This window comes from candidate division TA06 bacterium, assembly GCA_016208585.1.
In the GTDB taxonomy this organism is placed as follows: domain Bacteria; phylum Edwardsbacteria; class AC1; order AC1; family EtOH8; genus UBA5202.
On the sequence record JACQXR010000039.1, the window covers coordinates 1 to 16,159 of the forward strand.

Below are 16,159 nucleotides of genomic sequence, written 5' to 3' on the forward strand. Positions count from 1 at the left end.
CGCTTTTGCTCCGGCGGTGATCACGACAGGCCAATAGTAGCCGTTTATAACAACCTTTTCCACAAGTAAGCCAATTTACTGATATTTTCAATCCCAACTTGCCTTTTATCCTACTTCCCATCACTATTATGACACAGTCTGCTGGCGGGGAGGCCACGGCCATAGTGACCCGCCCGGGAGGTGTGCGGCCGAGCTCTTTGGTTACTTTCTGGCGGTACAGAAAGTAACAATACTATATTTTAAGGACACTTTACTAAAAATACTTAACGTCAGTTTGTTAATTGCTTTCGAGAGAATAATATGTTTTGGGAAACCATATCCCAGCCCGTCAATCAAAGCGCTTCCTTTAAAAAGCTTTTTCAACTGCTGCCGACCGACCGGTCCAGCCTGGGCCTGACCGGGCCGGCCGAGACCGGCAAGGCGCTGATAGTCTGCAGTCTGCTGGAAAGGACGGAGCATCCCATGCTGTGGCTTTTGCCCGCCGAGGAAGAGGCCGAGCGGCAGCGGGACAACCTGACGGCTCTGCTGAGCGAAGGTCTGATACGACATTGGGCGGCCTGGGACGTGATGCCGGGCGAGGAACGGGAACCCGACCTGGAACTGATAGGCAGCCGGATCGAAGCGCTGGAGCTTCTTTTCAGTGGCGCTAAAGGGGTGGTGATCAGCTCGGCCCGGGCCTTGATGCAAAAAACCATGACGGCTGACGATTTCAACAGCGGCCGGCTGGAATTAACTCTGGGACAGAAGCTGGACCGGGACGAACTCATCTCCAAACTTGTCGCCGGCGGATATGAACGGCAGCCGGCAGTCTCGGGCTTCGGCGAGTATGCGGTGCGGGGCAGCATCATCGACGTGGCCACGTTGGGGAACAGCCAGCCCTTGAGACTGGAAATATCGGATGAGATTTTGGCCTCGATGCGGACCTTCGGCCTGTCAGACCAGCTTTCCAACCAAAAACTGGACCGGGCCAAGATACTGCCCTGCCGGGAGGACCTCAACCATGCGGTTCTGTTGTTGGAGCATTTCCCAAGCCAGTCGTTGCTGCTGTGGGACGAGCCCCAGGAGACCGGGATGGAATGGAGGCAGGAGACCGAGGAGGCGCTTGATTTCGGGAACGACGACAGGTTCTCCGATCCCAAAGAGATCATTGCCCGGCTGGAGAAACACAGCCGGATCATCATGACCTCGGGTGCTGGCTTCGGCAGCTTTGAAGGGGCCGAGCCGGCCAACCAGGTCAAAATATCCATCGGCCCGGTGGAGCCTTTCATGTCCAACCTGGAACTGCTGGAGCAAAAGCTCAACAAGCTGGAAGCCGAAGGATTTGCCACCCATCTCTTGTGCGACAACTCAGGACAGCAGGGCCGGCTGAAGGAGATCTTAAGCCCGGACGCTCTGGCCAAGGTCAGGGGCGTGGAGATGGCCGGCCTGCACGCCGGGTTCATCTTTCCCGAGGCCAAGGTCTGCGCCATCACCGAACGGGAGATCTTTGCCCGGGAACGCCACCGCCGCTTCCGCCGTTTTTTCAAGGGCGGCAGCGCCATCCGCAGCCTGGACGCCCTGAAGGCCGGGGATTACATGGTTCACGTGGACTACGGGATTTGCCAGTACAAAGGCCTGGTGGACCTGGACCTGAACGGGCAGAAGACCGAATGCCTGTTGCTTTTATTCCGGGACAACGACAAGCTCTACGTGCCGATCGAGCACATGAAGCGGGTGCAGCGCTATTCCTCCGAAGAAGGCTTTGTGCCGATACTCTCCAAGCTGGGTTCCAAGGCCTGGGAGGAGACCAAGGCCCGGGTCAAGAAAGCGGCCAAGGACATGGCCGGGGGATTAGTGGCCTTGTATGCCATGCGCAAATCCCAGCCGGGCTTCTGCTTTTCGGAAGACACCCAATGGCAGAAGGAGCTGGAAGCCTCGTTCATGTACCAGGAAACCCCGGACCAGCTGAAGGCCCTGGACGAGATCAAGTCCGACATGGAATCCGACAAGCCCATGGACCGGCTGCTTTGCGGGGACGTGGGCTACGGCAAGACCGAGGTGGCCTTAAGGGCGGCCTTCAAGGCGGCCATGGACAACAAGCAGGCGGCGGTGCTGGTTCCCACCACGGTGCTGTGCGAACAGCATTACCAGACTTTCAAGGAGCGGCTGGCCGACTATCCGGTCAAAGTGGAGATGCTGTCGCGCTTCCGGCGCCCGGCCGACCTGAAGGAGACGGTCAAGTCAATGGCGGCCGGGGGAGTGGACATCGCCATCGGCACCCACCGCCTGCTGCAGAAGGACATCAGGTTCAAGAACCTTGGTCTGCTGGTGGTGGACGAGGAGCAGCGGTTCGGAGTGTCGCACAAGGAGCGGATCAAGCAGTTCTGCCAGAACGTGGATGTGCTGACCATGACCGCCACCCCCATTCCCCGCACTCTGCACATGTCGCTTTTAGGCGTGAGGGATATCTCGAACATCGAGACCCCGCCCAAGGACCGGCTGGCGGTGGTCACCGAGATGATGCCATGGAATGAAACCAGAATCAAGGAGGCCATCTTAAGGGAGCTGGACCGGGGGGGCCAGGTGTTCTTTCTTCACAACCGGGTGCAGTCCATCGGGGCCATGACCGCCCTGCTGTCCCGGCTGCTGCCCGGGGCCGAGATCGCCTATGCCCACGGCCAGATGGACGAGCGGGAGTTGGAGAGCGTGATGCTGGCCTTCACTGCCCGGCGCTACGACGTGTTAGTGGCCACCACCATCATCGAATCCGGCCTGGACATGCCCAACGTCAACACCATCATCGTCAACCGGGCCGACCGCTTCGGGCTGGCCCAGCTTTACCAGCTGCGGGGCCGGGTGGGCCGCTCCAGCAAAAGGGCCTACGCCTATATGCTGGTGCCCAAGGGCGGCAAGATGACCGACATCGCCCGCAAGCGTTTGCGGATCATCGAAGAACTTTCCGAACTAGGCTCCGGCTTCCAGCTGGCCCTAAGGGACCTGGAGATCCGGGGCGCGGGAAATCTCTTGGGCCGGGAACAGCACGGACACATGCTATCGGTGGGGTTTGAACTCTATTGCCAGTTATTGGAGGAGGCGGTGCGGGAGCTGAAAAGGCTGCCGGCCATCTCCCAGATCGACGTCAAAATAGAGATCGAGGGCCAGGCCCTCATTCCCTCCAGCTATGTGGAAGAGCCTAACGAGCGGATCAACCTATACCGCCGGCTTAACAAGGCCAGCGATCTGGCCGGCATCAATCGGATCGCCGGGGAGCTGCAAGACCGTTTTGGCGAACCGCCCGGCCCGGCCCAAAAACTGTTGGAAGTGGCACACTTAAGATTGGCCGCGGCCAGCCTGGGAGCCGACCGCTTGGTGTGGAAGGATAATATCATGGAATGGTGGTGGCCCGAGGGCCGGGACCCGGCCCAGGAACTGCTGGAAAAAGTGATGGCGAAAGTGAACCTGCCGCTGGAGTTCGTTTCCGGAAAAAGGTTCACGGCGAAGATGGCCCTGGGAAAAGAATGCGATATGGAGGCCCTGGCTAAATTGATGTTTAAGGGTTGACAAAAGCCCTTTTAATGTATATATTTATACTACCGCTTAACTTTGGTAAAACCTAAGTTAAGCAAATACTAAATTCTAAATCCTAAATCACCGCCTTTGGCGGGATCCCGCTATTGCGGCGGGATAAATTCAAATATCAAAGCATTCCAATCTCTAAACAGTTTTTGGTATTAGATTTATAAATTCGAATTTGTTTAGTCCACCTGGGCGGGTTAGGATTTCGAAATTAGAAATTTCTTACTGGTGGAACCAGATAGAAGATTATGCTTTGCCAATCCTGCCATAAAAAACAGGCCACTTTAAGCTACACCGAGATTCGGTCCGGACAGGCCCGGCATAAAATGCTGTGCGAGGAATGCGCCCTCAGTCAGGGCCTGCTTAGCCCCATGGAGGCCGCCATCTCGGGCCTAAGCGACCTGCTGGCCCAGTTATTGTCGGAGCTGGCGGATTCCCCTCCGGCCCAGCCCGAAACCAGCTGCAGCCGCTGCGGCCTAAAGTTTTCCCAGTTCCAGAAGACCGGCAGGCTGGGGTGCCCCGGCTGTTACCGGGGTTTTTCCGACAAACTTGAGCCCCTGATCCAGAGCATTCAGCATAGCGACAGGCATCTGGGCAAATCCTCTAAATACCCGGTCAAGCAACCGCCTGCCGGGGATCGGGCCGGTATGCTGAAACGCCAACTGAGCGCGGCGGTGGAAAGCGAGCAATTCGAGCTGGCGGCCACTCTGCGCGACCGGCTGAAGATGTTGGAATCGGAGCAGGTGAAATGAACCCCGAAGACGCCGGGATCATAGGCCTTTTGCAGCAGCCGGCCGGCTGGACAACCGCCGCCGCACAGGATGCAGAGTCCATTTTATCCAGCCGGGTCAGGCTGGCCCGCAATCTGCAGAGATATAATTTCCCGGACCGCTGCCGCGAAGCCGAACGCCAGGAGATACTGGAATTCAGCCGGGAGCAGGCCCTCAAGGTCAATTATTTTAAGGGGGCGTCTTTCTTTTCCCTGGATGGGATCAGCCGGCTGGGCAAGAAAGCCCTGGAGGAACGAAGAATAGCCAGCTCCGACCTGGTTGATCAGCCCCAGGCCGGGGTGCTGATCTCTCCGGAGCAGAACGTCAGCCTGATGATCAACGAAGAAGATCACCTAAGACTCCAAACAATTTTTCCGGGGCTGGACCTGCTGGAAGCCTTCAGGATAGCCGATCAGGTGGATGACCAGCTCCAGGACAGGATGGAAGTGGCCTTTGTCCCCGAGCACGGATTTTTAACCGCTTGTCCCTCAAATCTCGGCACGGGCTTAAGGGCTTCGGTGTTGATGCACCTGCCGGTTCTGGCCCTGAGCGATCAGATGGAAACCACGATTGAACAGCTTTCCCAAAAAGGGATCATGGTGCGGGGCGCATACGGCGAGGGCAGCCGGGTGAAAGCCAGCCTGTTCCAGTTCTCCAACCGGACCTCGCTGGGCAAAAGCGAGCTGGAGATAGTGGACGAAGTGGAGCAGGCGGCCAGGACTTTGCTGGAAGATGAGCGCAAGCAGGGGGATGAAATGTGGAGCAAGAACCGCCCCGAGCTGGAGGACAGGGTATTCCGGGCCCGGGCCATATTAAGCCAGGCACGGGTGCTTTCCCTGGACGAGTTCTTAAGCTTGTGGTCGGCTGTCCGGATGGGGATCGGTCTGGGGCTGGTGAACCAGCCGAACTTGGGCGGACTCAACCGGATGCTTTTCACCATGCAGCCGGCCCACCTCCAGTTCGCCTGCGACCGGACGATGGACCCCGCCCAGGAAGATATTGAGAGGGCCGCCAGGGTGCGGGAGTTTTTTGCTTGAAACTGAAACCATGGGGATACAATAGGCCAAACAATGGACCAGACAATGGAGCAAACGATGGGTCAACGATGGTATCACCATAGTATCTCAACCGTCTACCCATTGTAAATCGTACTACATTACTACTTTACTACTTTTAATACTTGGACGCTATGAAAGAAAACCGATTTACCGAGAGGGCCAAGAAGGTCCTATTCATGGCCCGGGAAGAAGCCCGCCGGCTGCAGCACGACTACGTGGGCACCGAGCACATCCTGCTGGCCATGATCCGCGAAGGCCAGGGGGTGGCAGCCACGGTGCTGATCAACCTGGGGCTGAACCTGGAGCAGGTCAAACGTCGGGTGGAGGAAATGACTCCCATGACCGGAGGAACGCTGGCTCTGGGCGATATGCCTTTTAACCAGGCGGCCAAAAACGCCATGGAATACGGGGTGGACGAAGCCCGTTCGCTGCAGCACACTTATGTGGGGACCGAGCATCTCCTGTTAGGGCTTTTGGACGAGCCAGAAGGCGTAGCCAGCCGGGCGCTGCTTTCTTTTGGAGCCGATGCCGAACGGGTGCGGGCCGAGATGCTGCGGCTGCTGGCGGTGGAGCCGGGCGGACTGCCCAAGCCCTTGTCCGATTCCCAGAGCAAGACCCCGGCCCTGGATTATTTCTGCCGTGATCTTTCCCAGCTGGCCCGGGAGGGCAAGCTGGATCCTGTCATCGGGCGGGCCCGGGAGATCGAGCGGGTGATCCAGATACTTTCCCGGCGCAAGAAGAACAACCCGGTATTGATCGGCGAGGCCGGGGTGGGCAAGACCGCCATCGTGGAAGGCCTGGCCCAGCAGATAATGGCCGGGCAGGTGCCGGAGCAGATCTCGGGCAAGCGGGTGCTGGCCCTGGACCTGGCGGCGGTCGTAGCCGGCACCAAGTACCGGGGGCAGTTTGAGGAACGCCTGAAGGCGGTGATGAACGAACTGAAAGCCGCCAGCGACTCCATCCTTTTTTTGGACGAGCTCCACACCATCGTGGGGGCCGGCGGGGCCGAGGGGGCCCTGGACGCCAGCAACATGCTGAAGCCGGCTCTGGCCCGGGGCGAGATCCAGTGCGTGGGGGCCACCACCATGGACGAGTATCGCAAGCATATAGAGAAAGACGCGGCCCTGGAGCGGAGGTTCCAGAGCATTATAGTGGAGCCTCCGGGAGTGGAGGAAACCGTCAGGATACTGAAAGGCCTGCAGGCCAAATATGAGGAACATCACAAGATAAAATATTCCGAGGAAGCCATAGAATCGGCGGTCCGGCTTTCAGACCGTTACATCAGCGACCGCTTTCTGCCGGACAAGGCCATCGACGTGATAGACGAGGCCGGTTCCCGGGCCCGGCTGGGCGCCAGCGAGCCGCCGCTGGAGATCAAGGCCATGGAGGGCGAACTGGAGCAGACAGTCCAGTCCAAGATCGCGGCGGTGAAAAAACAGGATTACGAGGGGGCGGCCCGCTGGCGGGACGCCGAGCGCAACAAGAAGCAGGAGATCGAACGGCTGAAGGTCGCCTGGAAGAAGAGCCGGGAGCAGGTCCGGATGGTGATCGGCGAGGAGGACATCGCTTACGTAGTGGCCCGTTGGACCGGCATCCCCATCGTCAAGCTGGAGGAGAAGGAATCGGCCCGGCTGTTGAAGATGGAGCAGGAGCTGAGCAAACGGGTGGTGGGACAGGACCAGGCCATCTCGGCCATATCCCGAGCGGTGCGTCGCACCCGGGCCGGGATCAAGGATCACAAACGGCCCATGGGATCCTTCATTTTTCTGGGCCCCACCGGAGTGGGCAAGACCGAACTGGCCAGAACCCTGGCCGCCTTTTTGTTTGAGGACGAAAACGCTCTGATCCGGGTGGACATGTCCGAATACATGGAAAAGCACGCGGTCTCCCGGATAATGGGCGCTCCTCCGGGGTACGTGGGCTACGAGGAGGGCGGACAGCTTACCGAGAAGGTAAGGCGCCGCCCTTATTCGGTAATTCTTTTAGACGAGATCGAGAAGGCCCACCCCGACGTCTTCAGCGTGTTGCTCCAAGTGCTGGAGGACGGCCTGCTGACCGATTCCTACGGCCGCAAGGTCAGCTTCAAGAACGCGGTGGTGATCATGACCTCCAACCTGGGGGCCAGGGAGATCAAGAAGGGGGTCAGCCTGGGGTTTCAGTCCTCGGGCGACCAGCAGTCCTTTGACCAGATGAAGGACAAGGTGCTGGCCGAGCTGAAAAAGACCTTCAATCCTGAATTCCTGAACCGGGTGGACGAAACCGTGGTGTTCCGCTCTTTGGGCAAGCCGGAGATGGAGCAGATCGTGGAGATCCTGACCGGGCAGTTGTCCCAAAGGCTGGCCGAAAAGGACATCAAGATCAAACTGAGCCCCGAGGCCAAGCAGCTTTTGGCGGACCAAGGGTTCGATCCTTTCTACGGGGCCCGGCCGGTCAAACGGACCATCCAGAGATTAGTGGAAGACCCCCTTTCGGAGGAGATCCTGAAGGGCGCGGTCAAGCCCGGGGATACGGTGGAGGTGGAGGCCAAAGACGAGGCCATCCAGTTCAAGGCGGCCAGGAGCAAGGCAGTGAGCGGAAAGAAAAAATCCTGACGGCATAAATATATTGTTTACGTGGCTTGCAACATTTTATGAATTTTTAATACCCCGCCCGCTTGCGGCGGGGCAATTCATTGTTAGCCAAGAATACGGTGATTTAGAGTATAGCAAATGACGCTCCTCGCAGCAAGCTGCGAGGTATCGATCGTGTAGATACCATCTGTATGAAAACCTGCGGTTTTCATACTTTCCCTTTGGGGTAACCCCGAAGCGAGCTTCGAGGAATTTTTTCGATTAAATGATGCACCTGTATGAATCCCGAAATACTTAAATATCAGATAGGTACTATCGACACCCACCTCCACAGCCGGATCTCCTGCGATTCCGAGATGGGGATGCAGGCCGCCTGCCGCCAGGCCCTGAAGCTGGGCCTGAAGGCCCTGGTCTTTACCGAGCACGCGGACTTCGACCCCTCCGATCAGGGATATAATTTTTACGACGACCGGAAGTATAATGAAGATCTGGCCGAGGCCCAGGTGGCTATGGGCCGATCGCTGAAGATCTACCAAGGCATTGAGATCACCTACCAGCCCCAGTACCGGCAGAAGATACTTGACTTCATCCACCAACACCAGTTCGACTTTACCATCGGCTCGGTGCATAAGGTGGGGGAGGACGATGTTTCCTGGCCCGAGCTGGCCAAAAAATATTATGGCTTGATGGAAGAGGAACAGGCCTACGGCGAGTATTTCCAAGAAGTGGAGAAACTGATAGATAGCCGGCTGTTCGACTGCCTGGGCCACCTGGACCTTTGCAAAAGGTACGGCCACCTGCATTACGGCCCGCTGATATACAGAAAATACGAGAAGAGCTATAAAAAGCTGTTGAAACGGCTGATCCAGTTGGACATGATGCTGGAGATAAATACCTCGGGCCTGCGCCGGCAGATCCGGGAGACTTTCCCTCCTTATCCGGCGGTGCTGGAATACCTGAAGATGGGCGGGACCAGGCTGATCTTGGGCAGCGACGCCCACCGCATTCAGGATATCGGCCAGGACTTCGAAAAAGTGCTCCAGGACCTACCCCAACTCAACAAGATAAAGCGCAAGTGAAAATCGCCCTGACCATCGCCGGCTCCGACAGCGGGGCCGGGGCCGGGATCCAGGCCGACCTCAAGACCTTCGCCGCCTGCGGGGTCTACGGCATCAACGTCATTACCGCGTTGACCGCCCAGAACACCCAGGGCGTCTTCGGGATATTTCCGGTCAAGCCCGAATTCATCAGCCGGCAACTGGAGGTCCTGTTGAAGGACATGGGCTGCCAGGCCGCCAAGACGGGGATGCTTTTCAACCGCCAGGTGATCGAGGCCGTGGCCCACGACATCCGCAAGCACAAAATAGAACCCTTGGTGGTGGATCCGGTGATGGTGGCCAAAGGCGGGCATTCGTTGCTGCAGCCCGAGGCCGAAGCGGCCATAGTGTCCTGTCTTTTCCCCCTGGCCTTTCTGGTGACCCCGAACTTGGATGAGGCCAAGCGGATCGCCAAGATGAAAGCTATCGCCGGCATAGACCAGATGAAAGAGGCGGCCTTCAAGATCTCGGTGCTGGGGCCGCGCCAGGTGCTGATCAAGGGCGGGCACCTGCCGGGCAGCGCCACCGACCTTCTGTTCGACGGAAAAAAGTTTACCGTGCTGGAAGCGCCGCGCAGCCATACTTCCAACAACCACGGCACCGGCTGCACCTATTCGGCGGCCATCACCGCCTTCCTGGCCCGGGGCGAAAAGATCGACAGCGCCGTGGCCAAGGCCAAGCGCTATGTGACCGGAGGAATTCAGCATTCGCTTTCCATCGGCCACGGCCATGGTCCGCTGGACCATTTCTGGGAGATGGAGAAAAAGTAGATCTTGATTTGTCGGCGTCTCCGGATGCTATTCCTTTGAACAGGTTTGGGGATCGCTCGTTGACGCTAAAACGTAATACCAATTCATAATCTAAAAAGGGCATTTAAATGTTGTTGTCTTTATTGGAAATAAAAAACGGCGAATCGGGTCGCATAGAAAACATCTTCGGTGGCCCCGGTCTCCAGGCCAGGCTGGAGAGACTGGGGCTGCATGCCGGGCTGAAAATAACCAAGGTCTCCGACTTCGGACCGGTGGTGGTGTCATCGGACAATGGACAGGCGGCCATAGGAAGGGGAATGGCCGGTCATATCAAAGTGATGGTCGACGATTTTAAGGTGCTGCTATTCGGCAATCCCAACGTGGGGAAGAGCGTGGTATTTTCTAGGCTGACCGGCCTGGGCGCCGTTTCTTCCAATTATGCAGGAACCACGGTGGAGTTTTCAAAAGGGGCCATTTGGGCCGAAGGCAAAAGGATGGAGCTGATAGATGTGCCAGGGGCCTATACTTTGGAGGCCACTTGCGCCGCCGAGAAGGTGGCCAGCGATTTCTGCTCCCGGGACCAGGCCGACCTTATTGTTAATGTGGTCGATGCCAATAACCTGGAGCGTAACCTTTATTTGACCCTGCAACTGCTGGAAAAGAAAATACCTATGATGGTGGTCCTCAACAAATGGGATATCGCCCGCCGCAAGGGCATCAATATCAACTGCGACGAGCTAGCCAAACGGCTGGGAGTGAAAGTCATTCCGGTGGTGGCCGTGACCGGCCAGGGATTGCGGGAACTGATGTCAGCCGTGGCCGCCGCCGGCCGGGAGGCAATAACCCCGCCCGTTTTCAAGCCCATCGATCATCAGGAGCGTTGGCATATCATCGGGCATATCAGCCAGGAGGTGCAGCGAATCACCCACAAGCACCCCAGCCCGCTGGAGAAACTGGAGGACGCAAGCGTCCGGCCTCTCTCCGGGGTGCCGATCGCGCTGGCGGTGATGGTGTTTTCCTTTACGGTCATAAGATTTCTGGGCGAGGGCCTGATAAAATACCTGATGGACCCCTTCTTTAAAAACGTCTATGGCCCGGTGGTGCACAAGTTGGTTTCTTTTATTCCCTGGCCGGTGCTCCGCCACTTGCTGGCCGGTCGGACCCCGGAGTTTATGGAATCGTTCGGGGCTTTAACTACTGGGGTTTATATTCCCATGGCCATCGTTCTGCCGTATATTATAACATTCTATCTGGTGTTGGGTTTTCTGGAGGACATCGGATATCTGCCGCGCCTGGCGGTACTGCTGGACCGGACCATGCACCGGCTGGGGCTTCACGGCTATGCTGCTCTGCCGTTAGTTTTGAGCTGCGGCTGCAAAGTGCCCGGAGTACTAGCCTTGAGGGTGCTAGAATCGCGGCGGGAGAAGATATTGGCCCTGACCCTCTTATTAATGGCTGCCCCCTGCCTGCCTCAGTCGGCCATGATCGTATCCCTGTTATCTAACTTCGGGATGGGCTACGTCCTTATGGTTTTCGGCATTTTGATCCTGGTGGCAGTGATCAACAGCTTATTCCTGAACCGCATCCTCAAGGGGCAGTCCCCCGAAATCATAATGGAGATACCTTCCTACCAGATACCCCACGCCGGAACACTTTTCCGGAAAACCTGGCTGCGCGTCAAGAGCTTTTTGCAGGAGGCCACCCCGCTGATAGCGCTGGGGGTGCTGGCGGTAAATATCCTGGAGATGCTGGGAGTGATAAGATTGCTGGGCCGTCTGGCCAGACCTCTGGTGGTAAACGTCTTAGGCCTGCCCAGTGAGGCGATAAGCGTCATCCTCTTCGGGTTCCTGCGCAAGGATATCTCCATTGCTTTGTTAGAGCCTCTCAATCTCTCTCCCAAACAGGCGGTAATAGCCTCGGTGTTCCTGGTGCTGTACCTGCCATGCCTGGCTACATTTTTTGTGGCCTTCAGAGAGATCGGATGGAAGGGAATTGTGCGGGTGCTGGCTTTGACCTTTAGTTGGGCGGTAGCGGTGGGATTTCTTATTAATATGCTTTGGATTTAGACAATGAGGCAGCCTTTAGAGTGGAGTGCGTCAAGGAGGTGGCTTTGATACGCCGCCACAGGCGGTCACTCAGCAGCCTTTAGTGTGGAGTGTGTCAAGGAGGTGGTTTCGATACGCCGCCACAGGCGGTCACTCAGCAGCCTTTAGTGTGGAGTGTGTCAAGGAGGTGGCTTCGATACGCCGCCACAGGCGGTTACTCAGCCACCACGCAGTTTCAGGCCGGGGGCTGAGCAGGCCGTAGGTGGCCTTATCTAATCCCCAACTTTGAGCAGTTAATAAAAAAGGGAATCCAGATGCCTTACATGTATATTCTGGAATGTTCTGATGGCAGCTATTATACGGGCAGCACAGTATCATTGGAAAAGCGCTTAAGGGAACACCAGAATGGCTTGGGTGCAAACCATACTAAAAAACGGTTGCCGGTAAAATTGGTTTATTATGAGGAATACCAAAGGATAGTCACCGCCTTTTACCGGGAAAAACAGGTCCAGGGATGGACCCGGGCAAAGAAAATTGCCTTGATAAAAAACACTATTGGGGAATTGCCGAAATTGGCTAAAAAGATATTCAGGAAGAAGATCTAATCGGGTGGCTTCGATACAACCGCCACAGGCGGTCACTCAGCCACCACTCAGTATCCTGCCGGGGGCTGAGTAGGCCGTAAGGACGTATCGAAGCCCCCAGGCCCAGGCAGTTTCATAATCAACGCATCTTTTCAAACTTCCCAACCCATGCCATTTCTCTCCTTTGCCAATCCCGCCGGACTTTTGTTCCTGCCCCTGGCCGGGCTGCCGCTTTTGATCCATCTTTTCAGAAGACGGCGGGCCGGCGTGATCCCGTTCCCAGACATCCGTCTGCTGCAGCAGATCCAGAACGCCGCCTTAAGGCCCAGCCGGATCAAAGAGTACCTGCTGCTGGCGGTCCGCACGTTGGTCATCCTTTTGCTGGCCCTGGTCCTGGCCCGTCCTGCAGTCAACCTGACCTTGCCGGGCTGGCTTTCCGGGGCTTCGCAGACCTGCGTCATCATTATGGACAATTCGGATAGCATGGCGGCCATCAGTCAGGATACCACGTTGCTGGACCGGGCCAAACAGAGCGCCCGGCAAGTTTTAAAAGCGCTGGGGCCCAACGCCCGGACGGCGGTGGTTTCGGCCGTTACGTGCAGCCCGGTGGTCTGCGGGCTGGCTTCCGCCGCCACGGTCGAACGCGCGGTAACCGCGCTGCCCCAGACCGAACTCGGCACTGACCTGGAAGGCTCGATCCAGACTGCGGCCAGGATACTTGAAACCGCAGGGGTCTCCGGCGGAAGGATCATTATTTTTTCCGACCTGCAAAAAACGGCTTTCGGCCCCAAACTCTCCCCTCTTAATAAACTGCCCGGCGATCGGCCGGTCACGGTCTATCAGATAAAACCTTTCCGGCCTTTGAACAACCTGATCTGGCAGAAGGTTCAGGTCAAACCCTTGATCAATAAAATAATCGTCCAGGCCATGGTCCAGGGAGAACGCCTGCCCCAAATCGGCTTGGCGGCCAGGGGCAAAACCATTTATCAGACAAACTCCCGGCCCGGCCAGAACGGGATGATCACTTTAAGCTTCGGGCTGCCGGACCGTGATTCGCTTTACCTTTTTACCGCCGGCGACGATTTGCCGCTGGACGACAAATATTATCTGGCTTCGGTCGATAAAACAAAAAAAAATATCCTGCTGATCTCGGACGGGCCTGGCGGCGGGCCGGATTATCTTTATCAGGCCTTTGCGGTCATGGGTCAGGCCGGTTATTCGACAAAAAGAGTAAATACATGGGAACATCAGTATTCTAAGGGCTTTGATCTGGCCGTCATCGCCAAAGCCTCAATAGATAAGGAAATACAGGCCGGAGCATTAAAATTATTGCATAACGGCGCGGGTTTGCTGATGGCGCCTCCAGTCAATTCCGACCGGGATCAGTACCAGGAACTGTTGAAACAGTTTTCCGACATCACCCTTTCGGGCCTGGCCGATTCTTTACCTCATAATATCTACCGCCTGAACCGCTCCGGGAATGGAGAAGATATCTTGAGCGATCTAAGCCCGGCCGACCTTGAGGGGGTCAGAATAAAAACGTATTGGAAAGCTTTTACCCGGCAAAATGCCGAACTGACGATCAACCGATCAGACCCGGTACTGATCTTCGGCTCCGGCCCAAAATTAAAAACGGCCGTTCTTTTGGCCGGCGGTCAGCCCGGGTTTGGCGACCTGGTTTTTAAGCCGGCCTTTCTGGTGATGCTCTTGCAGACCGCCGACCGCCTGACCCGAAAATCCGCCCGGCAATCGGCAACCGGACCAGATGAAACCAACTCCGGCGGAAACTCAGAAATAAGGCAAAAATCCGGCTGGGGCCGAATAAACGGGGGAGTATCCAGAGCGGTAAACATTGCCGCGGCGGAGTCCGATCTGACGCCAGCTTCAGGTGCGGAGCTTAAAAATATCCTCCAAAATATTTCATGGAATCCCGCAGGATCAGGTTCCGGAGCGTTTTCCGGGCAAAGTCCGGCTTCAGGGCTATTTCTGTTTTTTGCCGGGCTGATGCTCTTATTGGAGATGATCATCCGGGCCGCTTCCAAAAAGTAAAAAAAAAGCAAAAAAATATTTGACAAAACGCTTTAAATGTGCTAATAATTATGCTTTTAAGGCCTAAAAGCTGATCCGGCCCGGAGTCAATTTATTGTTTAATCAATAATTCCTCCAAGCTTGCTTCGAGGTTTTCTTGAAAGGAAAGTATGAAAACCGTAAGGTTTTCATGCCAGATAAACTACCTATAGATACCTCGTAGCTTGCTGCGAGGAGCTTCATTAAAAAATTCCGCCTCGACCATCTGCCTAAAATACGAAATAACCGAAACGGTGCATCTTAAGAATTAAGGGTTGGCTTAAATAACTTAGCATTTTCGAGTTTATATTGCAATGAATATTAGCGAACACTCACTTTGTTAGTCAAAAAACATGTCATCAGTTTTATTGTGTCATTCCCGCAAAGCTTGTCCTCGTGAAAACGGGGAGCGGGAATCCAGATGTTTTACTGGATGCCTGCTTTTGCAGGCATGACATGACACAACAAACATAACACGATAACCCTTTGTTGATATTGTTATCATTCAGCTTTATTGTGGTATATTATTTCCGCCTCGGTTTTAATCGCTTGCCCGGGAAAAAATAAGGCCCGGCAGATTTAAAATATATAAGCAATCATAAATTAAGGGGAGAATTTTTATGGCTGGCAATAAAAGCCCTAATTTGGGCGGTATGATAATGGTGCTGGCTCTTTCGGCGTTGCTGACGGTGGGCGCGGTGTTGGGCGTGGCTTTGGCCACCTGGCCCGGAAGCGCCGCCCCGGCCAAGCCGGGCGCGGCCGATCCCAAGCTGGAGATGTTTGCCGCCACCGCCAGCCGCCTGACGGGCTTCATATTCTTTGCCTATCCCGATGAGGTCAAAGATTACCTGAGCCCGGTGTTGGCCGATCTGAAAACAAAACTGCAGCCGGCCTTGAAATCAATCACCGTCACCGATCCCGCCGGTCTGATAGTGGGCTCGGACAAAGAAGATCAGATAGATAAAACTTACCAGCTGCCCAAAGGGGCCATGCCCCCGGCCGGGGACAAGCTGGAGATTCAGGAGATCGCTCCGGGCCAGTTTCTGGTGGCCGTGCCCGCCATTTACAACAACAAGATCAAGGGCGGGCTCCGGATGCTGGTGGAGCTGCCCCAGGCCAAGGCCTCCAGCGGCGGCGGCAATGGTATGGTGATAATCATCGGGCTGGCGGCCATGCTGATCGGCCTGATAATTCCCATTGCGGCCGTTCCGGCCATGACCAAACAATTGTCCGCAGTTTCGGCGGCCCCGGCCGGCGCGGGAAAAGCCCAGGCCATGAAGGCTGAAGAGTCATCCATCAATACCCGGCTGGAATCCCTGCGCCGGGAGCTGGGCAAGGCCGAAGAACTGAAGGCCGAGCAGGACCAGCTGACGGCCGAAGTGGAATCCCTGCGTAAACAGCAGTTTGAAGAGGGTTATAAGCTGGAAGGGCTGAAGAAGGAAGTGACCGAGCTGGGGGTCCAGATGGAACAGCGGCGCCAAATGTTGGAGGCCACTCCCGACGAGCGTCAGGCCCAGCTGACCCAGGAGGACCGGGACCTGATGCAGAAGATCATCAACCACAAAAAAGAAGAGCTGGCCCTGGCCCAGAAGATCCAGGATATCCGGCGCAAGGTAATGGAACTGGAAAAGCGCACCAAGGCCTGATAGCAATAAATCCGGGCA

The 16,159-nt window shown here is 56.3% G+C and carries 10 protein-coding genes; all 10 read left to right on the forward strand.

What is annotated here, in order from left to right:
* The first annotated feature begins 300 nt into the window (after window positions 1–300).
* The 10 genes from mfd (at window position 301) to HY768_03105 (ending at window position 16,141) form a co-directional block, all read left to right on the forward strand.
* Window positions 301–3,540 (forward strand): transcription-repair coupling factor, encoded by a 3,240-nt coding sequence (mfd, locus tag HY768_03060; protein MBI4726197.1) that lies wholly within the window; start codon window positions 301–303, stop codon window positions 3,538–3,540.
* A 263-nt stretch (window positions 3,541–3,803) separates the two neighbouring features.
* A complete protein-coding gene (locus tag HY768_03065; GenBank protein ID MBI4726198.1) occupies window positions 3,804–4,307 on the forward strand; it encodes a UvrB/UvrC motif-containing protein in 504 nt (167 codons plus the stop codon).
* Window positions 4,304–5,362 carry an ATP--guanido phosphotransferase gene (locus HY768_03070; GenBank protein ID MBI4726199.1) on the forward strand — a complete coding sequence of 353 codons (1,059 nt, stop codon included), beginning with the start codon at window positions 4,304–4,306 and terminating at the stop codon, window positions 5,360–5,362. The genes HY768_03065 and HY768_03070 overlap by 4 nt, the downstream gene beginning before the upstream one ends.
* Before the next feature lie 152 nt (window positions 5,363–5,514).
* Window positions 5,515–7,974: an ATP-dependent Clp protease ATP-binding subunit gene (locus HY768_03075; protein MBI4726200.1), complete on the forward strand. Its 2,460-nt coding sequence runs from the start codon at window positions 5,515–5,517 to the stop codon at window positions 7,972–7,974.
* A 257-nt stretch (window positions 7,975–8,231) separates the two neighbouring features.
* Window positions 8,232–9,032: a histidinol-phosphatase HisJ family protein gene (locus HY768_03080; protein ID MBI4726201.1), complete on the forward strand. Its 801-nt coding sequence runs from the start codon at window positions 8,232–8,234 to the stop codon at window positions 9,030–9,032.
* Window positions 9,029–9,820 carry a bifunctional hydroxymethylpyrimidine kinase/phosphomethylpyrimidine kinase gene (gene thiD, locus HY768_03085; GenBank protein MBI4726202.1) on the forward strand — a complete coding sequence of 264 codons (792 nt, stop codon included), beginning with the start codon at window positions 9,029–9,031 and terminating at the stop codon, window positions 9,818–9,820. The genes HY768_03080 and thiD overlap by 4 nt, the downstream gene beginning before the upstream one ends.
* A gap of 107 nt (window positions 9,821–9,927) precedes the next feature.
* Window positions 9,928–11,865: a 50S ribosome-binding GTPase gene (locus HY768_03090; GenBank protein ID MBI4726203.1), complete on the forward strand. Its 1,938-nt coding sequence runs from the start codon at window positions 9,928–9,930 to the stop codon at window positions 11,863–11,865.
* A gap of 293 nt (window positions 11,866–12,158) precedes the next feature.
* Window positions 12,159–12,449: a GIY-YIG nuclease family protein gene (locus tag HY768_03095; GenBank protein MBI4726204.1), complete on the forward strand. Its 291-nt coding sequence runs from the start codon at window positions 12,159–12,161 to the stop codon at window positions 12,447–12,449.
* Between the two features lie 147 nt (window positions 12,450–12,596).
* Window positions 12,597–14,477: a BatA domain-containing protein gene (locus HY768_03100; protein MBI4726205.1), complete on the forward strand. Its 1,881-nt coding sequence runs from the start codon at window positions 12,597–12,599 to the stop codon at window positions 14,475–14,477.
* A gap of 638 nt (window positions 14,478–15,115) precedes the next feature.
* Window positions 15,116–16,141: a hypothetical protein gene (locus tag HY768_03105; protein MBI4726206.1), complete on the forward strand. Its 1,026-nt coding sequence runs from the start codon at window positions 15,116–15,118 to the stop codon at window positions 16,139–16,141.
* Window positions 16,142–16,159 lie beyond the last annotated feature (18 nt).

Excerpts from the sequence above, each read along its gene's own strand:
- mfd (MBI4726197.1), top strand. The coding sequence starts at position 301 with ATGTTTTGGGAAACCATATCCCAGCCCGTCAATCAAAGCGCTTCCTTT.
- HY768_03080 (MBI4726201.1), top strand. The coding sequence starts at position 8,232 with ATGAATCCCGAAATACTTAAATATCAGATAGGTACTATCGACACCCAC.
- HY768_03105 (MBI4726206.1), top strand. The coding sequence starts at position 15,116 with ATGGCTGGCAATAAAAGCCCTAATTTGGGCGGTATGATAATGGTGCTG.
- HY768_03065 (MBI4726198.1), top strand. The coding sequence starts at position 3,804 with ATGCTTTGCCAATCCTGCCATAAAAAACAGGCCACTTTAAGCTACACC.
- HY768_03100 (MBI4726205.1), top strand. The coding sequence starts at position 12,597 with ATGCCATTTCTCTCCTTTGCCAATCCCGCCGGACTTTTGTTCCTGCCC.
- HY768_03075 (MBI4726200.1), top strand. The coding sequence starts at position 5,515 with ATGAAAGAAAACCGATTTACCGAGAGGGCCAAGAAGGTCCTATTCATG.
- HY768_03090 (MBI4726203.1), top strand. The coding sequence starts at position 9,928 with ATGTTGTTGTCTTTATTGGAAATAAAAAACGGCGAATCGGGTCGCATA.
- HY768_03095 (MBI4726204.1), top strand. The coding sequence starts at position 12,159 with ATGCCTTACATGTATATTCTGGAATGTTCTGATGGCAGCTATTATACG.
- HY768_03070 (MBI4726199.1), top strand. The coding sequence starts at position 4,304 with ATGAACCCCGAAGACGCCGGGATCATAGGCCTTTTGCAGCAGCCGGCC.